The sequence below is a fragment of the Pseudomonas chlororaphis subsp. piscium genome (assembly GCF_003850345.1).
Taxonomy (GTDB): Bacteria; Pseudomonadota; Gammaproteobacteria; order Pseudomonadales; family Pseudomonadaceae; genus Aquipseudomonas; species Aquipseudomonas piscium.
On sequence record NZ_CP027707.1, the window covers coordinates 187,721 to 201,552 of the forward strand.

Annotated in this window: 7 protein-coding genes; 5 read left to right on the forward strand and 2 right to left on the reverse strand. The window is 65.5% G+C overall.

What is annotated here, in order from left to right:
* Positions 1-6: 6 nt before the first annotated feature.
* Genes C4K38_RS00810 through C4K38_RS00830 form a run of 5 tightly spaced genes read left to right on the forward strand, consistent with a single transcriptional unit; the run spans position 7 to position 11,529 of the window.
* Positions 7-7,614 (forward strand): Ig-like domain-containing protein, encoded by a 7,608-nt coding sequence (locus C4K38_RS00810; protein ID WP_081001407.1) that lies wholly within the window; start codon positions 7-9, stop codon positions 7,612-7,614.
* Positions 7,615-7,657: 43 nt separating this feature from the next.
* Positions 7,658-9,172, forward strand: a complete 1,515-nt coding sequence (locus C4K38_RS00815) for a TolC family protein (RefSeq protein ID WP_053276903.1) — start codon at positions 7,658-7,660, stop codon at positions 9,170-9,172.
* Positions 9,156-9,758: an adenylyl-sulfate kinase gene (cysC, locus tag C4K38_RS00820; RefSeq protein WP_053276904.1), complete on the forward strand. Its 603-nt coding sequence runs from the start codon at positions 9,156-9,158 to the stop codon at positions 9,756-9,758. Before C4K38_RS00815 ends, cysC begins: the two co-directional genes overlap by 17 nt.
* Entirely contained in the window at positions 9,755-10,546 is a 792-nt protein-coding gene (locus tag C4K38_RS00825; protein ID WP_053276905.1) for an aspartyl/asparaginyl beta-hydroxylase domain-containing protein, read from the forward strand. The genes cysC and C4K38_RS00825 overlap by 4 nt, the downstream gene beginning before the upstream one ends.
* On the forward strand, positions 10,534-11,529 hold the full coding sequence (locus tag C4K38_RS00830; protein ID WP_053276906.1) for an aspartyl beta-hydroxylase: 996 nt from the start codon (positions 10,534-10,536) through the stop codon (positions 11,527-11,529). Before C4K38_RS00825 ends, C4K38_RS00830 begins: the two co-directional genes overlap by 13 nt.
* Here C4K38_RS00830 and C4K38_RS00835 read toward each other — a convergent pair.
* Together C4K38_RS00835 and C4K38_RS00840 are read right to left on the reverse strand one after the other, a co-directional pair.
* Positions 11,495-12,253 carry a slipin family protein gene (locus C4K38_RS00835; protein ID WP_053276907.1) on the reverse strand — a complete coding sequence of 253 codons (759 nt, stop codon included), beginning with the start codon at positions 12,251-12,253 and terminating at the stop codon, positions 11,495-11,497. The genes C4K38_RS00830 and C4K38_RS00835 overlap by 35 nt on opposite strands.
* Position 12,254: 1 nt before the next feature.
* Positions 12,255-13,640, reverse strand: coding sequence for an NfeD family protein (locus C4K38_RS00840; protein ID WP_053276908.1), 1,386 nt, complete (start codon positions 13,638-13,640; stop codon positions 12,255-12,257).
* Between the last annotated feature and the right edge of the window lie 192 nt (positions 13,641-13,832).

Sequence of the window (13,832 nt, forward strand, 5' to 3'; positions counted from 1 at the left end):
AGCATCATGTGGTGGAGCAAAGGCAAGTCGCGGGTCAATCAGCGGGCCACCGGGCGGGCGAATGCCCTGGCCTCTCCGATGATCATGCCTCTGGAACCGCGCATGCTGTTCGACGGCGCGGTGGCGGCGACGGTGGCCGATACCGTCCAGCCGGACAGCCACACCACCACGGACGTGGCCAAGACGCCGACCGCCGCCGATCAGCCGAGCGTCAGCAAGGACACCCACGGCCAGGCCGATGCAGCGCCTGCAGCGACCCCGACCCCGACCGCGGTGCCGGGGCTGACGGTGGTGTTCGTCGATTCGCGGGTCAAGGACGCCGACAGCCTGCTCCAGGGCATGGCGCCCGGCACCCAGGTGGTGCAACTGGGGGCGAACCGGGATGGCCTGCAGCAGATCGCCGATTACCTGGACCAGCATCAGGGCGTCAGTTCGGTCCAGATCATCGCCCACGGCAATGCCGGGGACCTGTGGCTGGGCAACAGCTACCTCTCGGCTGACAACGTCCAGACCCGCAGCGCGGTGCTGGCGGACATCGGCCAGGACATGAACGCCGGCGGCGATATCCTGATCTACGGCTGCTACACCGCCGAGGGCGAACGCGGCCTGAGTTTCGTCGACTCGCTGGCGCAACTGACCGGTCGCGACGTGGCCGCTTCCAACGATCGCACCGGCGTGGGCGGCGACTGGGAGCTGGAGATCGCCACCGGCACCATCGAAAGCGCCAACGTGCTGTCCACCCAGGCCATGCAGGATTATCAATGGGGGCTGGCGACCTGGACCGCCACCAACAACGCCAACACCGGCGTGGGTTCGCTGCGGGCGGCGCTGGCGTCGGCGCAGAACGGCGACATCGTCACCTTCAGCAGCGGCATGACGGTGCAACTGACCTCCGAACTGCTGATCAACAAGAGCGTGACCGTCGATGGTGACCTGAATAACGACGGGGTGGCGGATGTGACCCTCGACGGCCAATACAAGACCCGGGTCATCGAAGTGGCCTCGGGCAGTACCGTGACCCTGGATGGCCTGGTGATCACCCGGGGCCTGGTCTCGGGCAACGGCGGCAATGGCGGGTATGGCGCGACCGGCGCCATGGCCGGGGGGATTTTCAACGCCGGGAACCTCACCCTCAACAACGTCACCGTGACCTCCAACGCGGCCTCGGGCGGCGGTGGCGGCGGCGGTGTCACTGGTGCGTTCTACGGCGGTGGCGGTGGTGGCGGCGGCGGGCTGGGTGGCCAGGGTGGCGGCCACGGCGGTTCCGCCGGCCCTGGCACCGGCACGCTGGGCGGCCAGGCTGGCAGTGCTGGCGTGGGCGGTTATGGCGGTGGCTACGACGCCACCCACATGGGCGGTCGCGGTGGTACCAGCACCGGCGGCGCAGGCGGCGTGGGGGTGTCCTACTACAGCAACGGCGGTAACGGTGCCACGGCCACCAACGGCACGATTTCCATCGGTGGCGGCGGTGGCGGCGCGGGTTGGGACAAGGTCGGCGGCGCGGGCGGCAACGCCGCCGGCGGTATCTACAACGCCTCCAGCGGCACCATCACCGTGATCGGTACCTCGACCATCAGCAACAACATCGGCGCGGGCGGCGGCGGTGGCGGTGGTGGTGGCCAAGGCAGCAACGCCAGCAACGGCGGGATCGGCGGCCGGGGTGTCGGCGCGATCTGGAATAAAGGCACGCTGCTGATGACCGCGGCCAACTTCGCTGCCCTGAGCGGTAATGCGGCCGCCAGTGGCGCCGGCGGTACAGCGCTAGGCGGTGGTACCACCGGCACTTCGCCGACGTCGTCGGCGAACATCTACAACGACGGCGGCGTCCTCAACACCGCCTATGCGCCACCACCCACCGCGACCATAGTGGTGGCGGATACCGCGCTGAAAATTGGCGAGACCTCGCTGGTGACCATCACCTTCTCCGAGGCGGTGACCGGTTTCACCAATGCCGACCTGACCATCGCCAACGGCACCTTGACCGCGGTGAGCAGCAGCGACGGCGGCATCACCTGGACCGCCACCTTCACCCCGACTTCGAGCATCACCGATACCACCAACGTGATCACCCTGGATAACACCGGGGTGATCAATGGCCTTGGCACCGCCGGGGTCGGCACCACCACCTCCAACAACTATGCGATCGATACTGTACGGCCGACCGCGACCATAGTGGTCGCGGACAACGCCTTGCGAGTCGGTGAAACCTCGCTGGTGACCATCACCTTCTCCGAGGCGGTAACCGGCTTCACCAACGCCGACCTGACCATTGCCAACGGCACCCTGACCGCAGTGAGCAGCAGCGATGGCGGCATTACCTGGACCGGCACCTTTACCCCGAGCGCCAGCATCACCGATACGACCAACCTGATCACCCTGGACAATACCGGCATCGCCGACCTGGCCGGCAACGCCGGCAGCGGTACCACCGATTCCAACAACTACGCCATCGATACCGTCCGCCCGACCGCAACCATAGTGGTCGCCGACAGCACCCTTACGGCGGGCGAGACGTCCCTGGTGACCATCACCTTCAGCGAGGCAGTCAGTGGTTTCACCAACGCCGACCTGACCATCGCCAACGGCACCCTGACTGCGGTCAGCAGCAGCGATGGCGGCATCACCTGGACCGCCACCTTCACCCCGACCGATGGCATCAGCGACGCCAGCAACCTGATCACCCTGAACAACACCGGGATCAGCGACCTGGCCGGCAATAGTGGTAGCGGCACCACGGATTCGGGCAACTACGTAATCAATACCGCGCACCCGACGGCCACCATAGTGGTCGCCGACAATGCTTTGAGGATCGGTGAAACCTCGCTGGTGACCATCACCTTCTCCGAGGCGGTGACCGGTTTCACCAATGCCGACCTGACCATCGCCAACGGCACCTTGACCGCGGTGAGCAGCAGCGACGGTGGCATCACCTGGACCGCGACTTTCACCCCGACTTCGAGCATTACCGATGCCACCAACCTGATCACCCTGGACAACACCGGTGTACAGAACGCCGTGGGCAACCTGGGCGTGGGCACCACCAACTCCAACAACTACGCCATCGACACGGTGCGGCCGACCGCGACCATAGTGGTCGCCGACAGCGCGCTGAGAATCGGCGAAACCTCGCTGGTGACCATTACCTTCAGCGAGGCGGTCAGCGGCTTCACCAATACCGATCTGACCATTGCCAACGGCACCGTGACCGCGGTGAGCAGCAGCGACGGCGGCATCACCTGGACCGCGACCTTTACCCCGAGCGCCAGCATCAGCGATACGACCAACCTGATCACCCTGGACAACACCGGCATCACGGATACAGCTGGCAACGCCGGCAGCGGCACCACCGATTCCAATAACTACGCCATCGACACGGTGCGGCCGACCGCGACCATAGTGGTCGCCGACAGCACCCTTACGGCGGGCGAGACGTCCCTGGTGACCATCACCTTCAGCGAGGCAGTCAGCGGCTTCACCAACGCCGACCTGAGCATCGCCAACGGCACCCTGACCGCGGTCAGCAGCAGCGATGGCGGTATCACCTGGACCGCCACCCTCACCCCGACCGTCGGTATCAACGACGCCAGCAACCTGATCACCCTGAACAACACCGGCATCGCCGACCTGGCCGGCAACACCGGCAGCGGCACCACCAACTCCAACAACTACAGCATCGACACTGTCCTGCCGACCGCAACCATAGTGATCGCCGACAACGCCTTGAAGATCGGTGAAACCTCGTTGGTGACCATCACTTTCAGCGAAGCGGTGACGGGGTTCACCAATGCCGACCTGACTATCGCCAACGGTACTCTGAGCGCGGTGAGCAGCAGCGACGGCGGCATTACCTGGATCGCTACTTTCACCCCGACGACGGGCATTACCGACACCACCAACCTGATCACCCTGGATAACAGCGGTGTGACCAACGCTTCCGGCAACGCGGGCAGCGGCACCACTGATTCCAACAACTACGCCATCGATACGGTGCGGCCGACCGCGACCATAGTGGTCGCCGATACCGCGCTGAGAATCGGCGAAACCTCGCTGGTGACCATTACCTTCAGCGAGGCGGTGAGCGGTTTCACCAACGCTGACCTGACCATCGCCAACGGCACCTTGAGCGCGGTGAGCAGCAGCGACGGTGGCATCACCTGGACCGCGACTTTCACCCCGAGCGCCAGCATCAGCGATACGACCAACCTGATCACCCTGAACAACACCGGCATCGCCGACCTGTCCGGCAACGCCGGCACTGGCACCACCGATTCCAACAATTACGCCATCGACACGGTTCGGCCGACCGCGACTATCGTGGTCGCCGACAGCGCCCTCAGCGCCGGTGAAACTTCGCTGGTGACCATTACCTTCAGCGAAGCGGTCAGCGGTTTCACCAACGCCGACCTGAGCATCGCCAACGGCACCCTGACCGCGGTCAGCAGCAGCGATGGCGGCATTACCTGGACCGCGACCTTTACCCCGACCGTCGGTATCAACGACGCCAGCAACTTGATCACTCTGAACAACACCGGCATCGCCGACCTGGCCGGCAACACCGGCAGCGGCACCACCAACTCCAACAACTACAGCATCGACACTGTCCTGCCGACCGCGACCATAGTGATCGCCGACAACGCCTTGAAGATCGGTGAAACCTCGTTGGTGACCATCACTTTCAGCGAAGCGGTGACGGGTTTCACCAATGCCGACCTGACGATTGCCAACGGCACCCTGAGCGCGGTGAGCAGCAGCGACGGCGGCATTACCTGGATCGCTACTTTCACCCCGACGACGGGCATTACCGACACCACCAACCTGATCACCCTGGATAACAGCGGCGTGACCAACGCTTCCGGCAACGCCGGCAGCGGCACCACCGATTCCAACAACTACGCCATCGATACGGTGCGGCCGACCGCGACCATAGTGGTCGCCGACAGCGCCCTGGGCGTGGGCCAGACCTCGCTGGTGACCATCACCTTCAGTGAGGCGGTGAGCGGCTTCACCAATGCCGACCTGACCATCGCCAATGGCACCTTGAGCGCGGTCAGCAGCAGCGATGGCGGCATCACCTGGACCGCGACTTTTACCCCGGCCGTCGGCATCACCGACACTAGCAACGTCATCACCCTGGATAACACCGGCATCGCCGACCTGGCTGGCAACACCGGCAGCGGCACCACCGACTCCAACAACTACGCGGTCGACAGCCAGCGTCCGACCGCCACCATCGTGCTCTCCGACTCGAGCCTCAAGGCCGGCGAAACCTCGGTGGTGACCATCACGTTCAGCGAAGCCGTGACCGGTTTCGACAACAGCGACCTGACAGTGGCCAACGGCACCCTGAGCGCGATGAGCAGCAGCGACGGCGGTATCACCTGGACTGCCACCTTCACCCCGACGGCGGGCATCACCGACCTGAGCAACCTGATCACCCTGAACAACACCGGGGTCAGCGACCTGGCGGGCAACGCCGGGATGGGCACCACCGGCTCCGCCAACTACACCGTCGAAACCGTGCGGCCGACGGCCACCGTGGTGATCGCCGACACGGCCTTGAAGGCCGGTGAAACCAGCCTCGTGACCATCACCTTCAGCGAGGCGGTGAGCGGCTTCACCAACGCCGACCTGACGGTGGCCAACGGCACCCTGAGCGCGCTGAGCAGCAGTGACGGTGGCGTCACCTGGACCGCCACCTTCACCCCGACCACGGGCATCACCGACACCAGCAACCTGATCACCCTGGACAACAGCGGCGTGACCAACGCCTCCGGCAACACTGGCACTGGCAGCACCGATTCCAACAACTACAGCATCGACACGGCCCGCCCGACGGCGACCATAGTGGTGGTCAACCCGATCCTGCCGATCGGCGAAACCAGCCTGGTGACCATCACCTTCAGCGAGGCGGTCAGTGGTTTCGATAACAGCGACCTGACGGTGAGCAACGGCACCCTGAGCGCGGTCAGCAGCAGTGACGGCGGCATCACCTGGACCGCGACCTTCACCCCGAACGTCAACGTCAGCGATGCCACCAACCTGATCACCCTCAACAACAGCGGGGTCAGTGACGCGGCGGGCAACGCCGGCAGCGGCAGCACCGACTCGAACAATTTCATCATCGACACCGGGCGGCCGACCGCCACCATCGTGCTGGCCGACACTGCCCTGAAGGCGGGCGAAACCACCACTGTGACCATCACCTTCAGCGAGGCGATCAGCGGCTTCACTAACTCGGATCTGACAGTGGCCAACGGTACCCTGGGGGCCTTGAGCAGCAGCGATGGCGGGGTTACCTGGACCGCCACCTTTACCCCGGCCATCAACATCAGCGACAGCAGCAATCAGATCACGCTGAACAATGCCGGAGTGATAGACGCCGTCGGCAACACCGGCAGTGGCACTACCGACTCGGCCAACTACGTCATCGACACCGTGCGCCCCACCGCAACCATAGTGGTCGCCAACCCGATGCTGGCGGTGGGCGACACGTCCCTGGTGACCATCACCTTCAGCAAGGCGGTCAGTGGCTTCGATAACAGCGACCTGACGGTGGCCAATGGCACCTTGAGCGCGGTCAGCAGCAGCGATGGCGGCATCACCTGGACCGCGATTTTCACGCCGAATACCAACGTCAGCGATACGACCAACCTGATCACGCTCAACGGCAGTGGCGTGACGGACGGCTCGGGCAATACCGGGCTGGGCAGCACGGATTCGAACAATTACCTGATCGATACCCAGCGGCCGACCGCGACCATCGTAGTCGCCAACAGCAGCCTCGGCGTGGGCCAGACCAGCAGCGTGACCATCACCTTCAGCGAGGCGATCAGCGGCTTCACCAACTCGGACCTGACGGTGGCCAACGGCACCCTGAGCGCCCTGGGCAGCAGCGACGGCGGCCGGACCTGGACCGCGACCCTGACGCCAACGGCGAATATCAGCGATACCAGCAACCTGATCAGCCTGAACAACAGCGGGGTGAGCGACTCATTCGGCAATACCGGCAGTGGCAGCACCGACTCCAACAACTACGCGATCAACACCATGCCGTTGGCCAACCCACCCACGCAGCAGCCGGTGGGCGATCCGGAGTTCCGTTCGAGCGACCCGGTGGTTCCGTCGCTGCCGCCTTATGTGCCGCTGCAACCCACCCTCACCACGCCACCCGTTGGCGACTTGGGGTCGCCACTGGCCTTCACGCCACTGTTCGAGCAGCGGGTGCTGGGCAATGGCATCCGGCCGTTGGGGGATATTTTCATCAATCACGGGGCCCTGGCGCCGAGCTTCATTGCCCAGGTATTCGGCAGCAGCGATCCCGGCGGCGATGGCAATGGCCATGGCTTCCTGGGCTTCGGTGGCGGCGACGGCGGGGTGTTCAGCCAAAGCACGCTGTCGCTGCTGTTCGGCCAGGACTCCACCGAGGATGGCGGCTCGCTGAAGTCTTTTGGCGACAAGCCCAAGGTCGGCGATCTTTCCCAGGGCGGGCGCGGGGTGTTTGGGGCACCGTCGCTGACCCAGCAATTGCAAGTGATGCAAGACACAGAGCAACGGCCGATCCGCGATCTGGCCAAGGCGTTCGAACAGGCCGGCATCAGCGCAATGCAGGCCTGAAACAATACATAAATACGATGCGGCACCCAGGGGCGAGACAAGGATGAATAAAAGTCAGAAGTTGTTCGGGGTCAGCTTGTTGGCGCTGATGGTCAGCGGTTGTGCCGTCAGCAGTAAACCGATTGAACGCAGTACCAGTGAGCAGCGCGCCAGGAGCGACCTGCAGAGCATGTACAAGGACCAGGAACCGCTGAGTGGCCCGCTGACGCTGCACCAGGCCATGGCCCGGGCGGTGAAGTACAACCTCGAGGGCCGGCTGAAAATCATGGAGGAGGCCCTGGCCAAGCGTCAGCTGGACCTCGCCAGTTTCGACATGCTGCCGCGCATGGCCCTCTCCGCAGGCTATGTGGGGCGTAACAATGTCAGCGCCTCCAGCAGCCAGAGCGTGGAGACCGGTAGCCAGTCCCTGGAACCCTCGACCTCCCAGGACCGGGACCGCAGAGTGGCCGACCTGACCATGGTCTGGAACGTGCTGGACTTCGGCGTCAGCTACATCAATGCCAAGCAGCAGGGCGACCAGCGGCTGATCGTCCAGGAGCGTCGGCGCAAGGTGATCAACACCATCGTCCAGGACGTGCGCTCGGCCTATTGGCGGGCGGTGGCGGCCGAACGCCTGCTCAAACAGATCGACAGCCTCATGGGCCGGGTCGACCAGGCCCGCAGCAACAGCCAGAGCATGAGCGAGCAACGCATCGGCGACCCGGTGCAGGCCCTGGCCTACCAGCGCTCGCTGATCGAGGCCACACGCCAGCTGGAGGAGCAGCGCCGGGCGTTGTCCCTGGCCAAGACCGAGCTGTCGACCCTGATCAACCTGCCCATGGGTACCGATCTGACCCTGGCGACCACCGACGACTATCCGGTGCCGGAACTCAAGGTCGATATGGCCCGCCTCGAACACGAGGCGCTGACCAGCCGCCCGGAACTGCGCGAGCAGGATTACCAGAGCCGCATCAGCGCCGCGGAAACCCGCAAGGCCATGCTGCGCCTGCTGCCGGGCCTGGAGTTCTCCGCCGGCGGGCATTACGACAGCAACTCGTTTCTGGTCAACGACAAGTGGGCTGACTACGGGGTGAAGGTCACCTGGAACCTGTTCAACGTGCTATCCGCGCCGGCGGCTATCGACACTGCCAAGGCCGGTGAAGACGTCGCCGCGGCGCGCCGGCAGGCCATGTCCATCGCCGTGCTGGCCCAGGTCTATGTGGCCAACGCCAACTACCGCGACGCGTTGCGCCAGTTCAAGACCAGCCAGGAACTGGCGGATATCGATGGGCAGATCATCGGCCAGTTGCGCAACCGCTACCAGGCCAACGGCATCGGCGAACTGGACCTGATCCAGGGCGAGCTGAACACCTTGCAGGCAGACCTGCGACGCGACCTGGCCTATGCCGACCTGCGCAACGCCTACGGGCAGATCTTCGCCAGCGCCGGGCTCGACCCGCTGCCCAACGAGGTGCAATCGACCCAGGTGCAGTCCATCGCCACGGCGCTGGCCAGCCGCGAGGCCGACTGGGCGGCGGGCAACATCAGCACACCGGTGGCCCATGCCCAAAGACAATAACCTGCAGGCGCCCCAGGCCAGCGTCAGCCGGACCCAGCGCGAGGCGCGCAACGGCCATCGCGGGGTGGCGATCCTGCTGACCGGCCTGCCGGCGGCGGGCAAGTCGACCCTGGCCCAGGCGCTGCAGGCCGGGCTGTTCCAGCACGGTCGGCAGAGCATGGTGCTGGACGGCGACGCCTTGCGCGGCGGCCTGAACCGCGACCTGGGGTTCGCCGAAGCCGACCGTCGGGAAAACATCCGCCGCGCCAGCGAGTTGGCGGCTTTGCTGGTGGACAACGGGCAGATCGTGATCCTGGCGATGATCGCCCCGCTGATCGAGCAGCGCGAGCTGTTCGCCCGGCGCCTGGGCGAGGACTACCTGGAAGTCTGGTGCAGCGCCTCGCTGGCGGTCTGTGAACAGCGCGACCCCAAGGGGCATTACGCCCGTGCCCGCAGCGGCGAGTTGCCCGGTTTCACCGGTATCTCGGCGCCCTACGAGCCGCCACGGGCTGCGTTGGAACTGGATACCGGCGTTCAGTCGATCGAAGACTGCCAGCGGCAATTGCTCGGCTGGTTGGTCGAGCGCAAGGTGCTGCCTGCTTCATGAGTCGTCCGGCGTTCGCTCGGCTGCCGGTCAGCGTGGATCTGCCGCGGCTGTTGCGCGCCCTGGCGCGAATCGACCCGAGCGCCTGGCAGGGCCATTTCAACGGCGGCTATTACGAAGGCGACTGGAGCGGCGTGGCCTTGATCTCGGCTGTGGACGCGCCCTCCGAGCTGGCGCCGGGCAAGGGCCTGCCGGTACAGCGCGAGCCCTGGCGGCAGGACCCGGACTGGCAACAGGCATTGCGCCATCTGCCCTTGCAGATTGTCTCGGCGCGCCTGCTGCGACTGGGCCCGGGGGCACGCATTCATGAACACCGCGACTACGACCTGGGCGGCCCGGACGCCGACCTGCGCCTGCATATCCCCCTGCTCAGCCCGCCACGGGTGGATTTCCTGCTCGACGGGCAGCGCATGCCGATGCTGGCGGGGGAGTGCTGGTTTCTCGACCTGTCGCGCCCGCACCGAGTGGACAACCACGACAGCCAGGAACGTATTCACCTGGTGATCGATTGCCGCCCCGATTCCTGGCTGGAACAGGCGATTGCCGACGGCGTGCCGACCACTCCGGCGCCTGGCCTGGGCCGCGCTGCCGTGGACTTCGCCCAGTTTTGCCGGTTGCTCGAAGAGGACCTCGAGTTGTGCCAGGCCTTGCAGAAGCTGACCGACAGCGAAGCCTTCATCGAGCGCACCCTGGCCCTGGCGACCGAGCGTGGCCTGGCGTTCACCCGCGAAGACCTGCGTTCGGCCATGCGCCAGGGGCGGCGCCTGTGGAATGAACAATGGACGGCCTGAACCTGCACGGCTGGTTGCCGATCCGCATCTGGCAGCCGCGTGACGAGTGGCGGGTCGACTGGTGCTGGTTCGGCGACAGGCCGCTGTCGCAGCCGTTTTTCCGCGAGGCGGTCGAAGAGGCCCTGCGCCTGCCGTTCAATCAGGCGTTCCGGCGCCAGACGCCTTTGTCTGCCCTGACCGAATGGCGCCAACCTAGCCCGGGCCTGGCTCCCAGCGCCTTTATCTTTCACGCCTCGCGCTGCGGCTCGACCCTGGTCAGCCAGATGCTGGCTCATCTGGACGATCATATCCTGGTGTCCGAACCGCCGCCGTTGGATGCATTGCTACGCAGTTCGCTGGCGCCGCAGGAGCGGGCTGCCGCGCTGATGGGCTTGCTGTCGGCCTATGGGCAGGTGCGTCGTGGCAGTGAGCAGCGGCTGGTGATCAAGCTCGATGCCTGGAACATTGGCGAACTGCCGTTGCTGCGCCAGTGCTTCGCCGATACCCCGTGGCTGTTCTTGTATCGCGAACCGCTGGAAATTGCCGTGTCGCATCTGCGCCGTGCCGGCATGCATATGACGCCGGGCCTGATCGGGCCTAGCGCGCTGGACGATGGCGAGCCCTTCCTGGACCGGGAAAGCTGGATCGCCCGGCGCCTGGGGCGCTTGTTGCAACTAGGGCTGGAGCACTGTCGCGAACACCATGGCCTGGCGCTGAACTACAGCGAACTGCCCGCCGCGATGGAGGGGTATTTGGGGGATTTTTTCGGCCTGAGCGCCGAGCAACGCAGGGCGGCATTCGCCCGGGTCGGCCAGCATGCCAAGCAGCCGGCCCAGGCCTTTGTCGATGATCGCCAGGGCAAGCAGCAACAGGCTTCAGCGCGGCTGCGGGAGCAACTGGAGCAATGGGCGCAGGCGCCTTACGCGGCGCTGGAACAGTGGCGCAGCTGTGCGGTCCCGCAGCCCCGTCTCAGCTCTTCGGCGACAAGTCCGCCATGCCCTTGAGGAATTCGATGGGCAGCGGGAAAACAATGGTCGAGCTTTTATCGCCGGCAATCGCGCCCAGGGTCTGCATGTAACGCAGCTGCATGGCGCCGGGCTGGCGGCCGAGCATTTCGGCGGCCTGCATAAGCTTTTCCGAGGCCTGCAATTCGCCTTCGGCGTGGATCACCTTGGCCCGGCGTTCCCGTTCGGCTTCGGCCTGTTTGGCGATGGCGCGGATCATCGATTCGTTGAGGTCGACGTGCTTGATCTCGACGTTCGCCACCTTGATGCCCCAGGCGTCGGTCTGGGCGTCCAGCACCTGCTGGATATCGGCGTTCAGGCGCTCGCGCTCGGCCAGCAGCTCGTCCAGCTCATGCTTGCCCAGCACCGCGCGCAGGGTGGTCTGGGCCAGTTGGCTGGTAGCCATGAGAAAGTCCTCGACCTGGATGATCGCTTTCTGCGAGTCCAGCACGCGGAAGTACAGCACGGCGTTGACCTTGACCGAGACGTTGTCGCGGGTGATCACGTCCTGGGGTGGCACATCGAGCACCACGGTACGCAGATCGACACGAACCATCTGCTGGACGATGGGTATCAGCAGGACCAGCCCCGGCCCCTTGACCCGCCAGAAGCGTCCGAGCTGGAACACCACCGCGCGTTCGTATTCGCGCAGAATGCGAAACGTCGAAACCGCCAACGCCAACAGCAGCGCCAGCAGCGCGCCAAAACCCAATTCCAGACCCATTTCATCCTCCTCGCGACGTGGCCTCGGCCGTCGTCACTTCCAGAAGCAGCCCCTTGCGCGCCACCACCCGTACCCATTGCCCGGTTTGCAGCGGCGTTGCGCTCAGGACCTGCCAGTGTTCGCCCTGCAACAGCACCCAGCCGTTGTAAGGGTTGCCCGCTTGTACCGCGGTGATCGCCGTGACACTGCCCACCAGCCCCGCGTCGCCCGCCACCTGCTGGCGCTGTCGCGCGCGCACCGCCATGCTCGCCAGTGTCGCCAGGAGCAGCGCACTGATCACCGCCAGGCCGACGATGAGCGGCAGGGGAATGCCATAGCCCGGGACATCGGTGTCCATCAGGATCACCGCGCCGACCACAAAGGAGACGATGCCGCCGAAGCCGATGACGCCGAAGGTCGGTAGAAAGGCTTCGGCGACCATGAAGGCGATGCCTAGCAGGATCAGGGCCACGCCGGCGTAGTTCACCGGCAGCAGCTGCAAGGCATACAACCCGAGCAGCAGGCAGATGCCGCCGAGCACGCCGGGCACCGCGGTGCCCGGGTTGACGAACTCGAAGAACAGCCCATAGATGCCGATCATCATCAGGATCAGCGCGACGCTGGGGTGGGTGATGACCGACAGCAGCTGCGTGCGCCAGTCCGGGTCGTGATGGATCACCGCCGCCCCCAGGGTATGCAGCTGCACCGCCTGGCCGGCGGCGATGAGGAACCTGCCGTCGAGTTGCCTGAGCAGGCCGCTCAGGTCATCGGCGACATAGTCGACCACCTTCAGCTTCAAGGCTTCCTGGGCCGGCAGGCTGACGGCCTCGCGCACAGCCTGTTCCGCCCATTCGGCGTTGCGTCCGCGCAATTGCGCCAAGCCACGGATGTAGGCCGCGGCGTCGTTGATCTGTTTGTGGGTGAGGGTGTCGGTTTCCGGTTCCGGGTTCTTGTCCGAGCGTGGCGCGGCGGGCGGGTTGGCGCCCGGGTCGGGCTGCCCCGGCATGCCGACCCGCACCGGGGTGGCGGCCCCGAGGTTGGTGCCCGGGGCCATGGCGGCGATATGGCTGGCGTACAGGATGTAGGTGCCGGCGCTGGCGGCGCGGGCACCGCCGGGGGCGACGTAACTGGCCACCGGCACCGGGCTGGCGAGGATCGCCTTGATGATCGAGCGCATCGAGGTGTCGAGGCCGCCCGGGGTATCGATGCCCAGCACCACCAGTTGGGCCTGTTCGTCGGCGGCCTTGTCCAGGCCGCGCACCACGTAGTCGGCGCTGGCGGGGCTGATCACATCGTTGACGGTGAGCACTACCACCGGCTTCACGGCCTGGGCATGCCCGGTCGGCACGCCGATCAGCACACCCAGCAGCAGCCCTTTCAATGTTGCCCGCCACCCACGCCCGTTCATCCGACCCTCCTGGAGAGTCATGTGCCTCGGTTGCCAGCCGTTCGCTGGCTTTGTCCTTGAGTCTAGTAGAGCGTGGGATTGAGCGAATTCTGAGCCGTTTCACGTTTGCGTGCCGTTCGGAAGTTCGTCAGTGGGCGAGGGCGGCGCGGCCTAGACTTTGAGGAGGGAGTGACAGTCGTTAACCCATAGTCC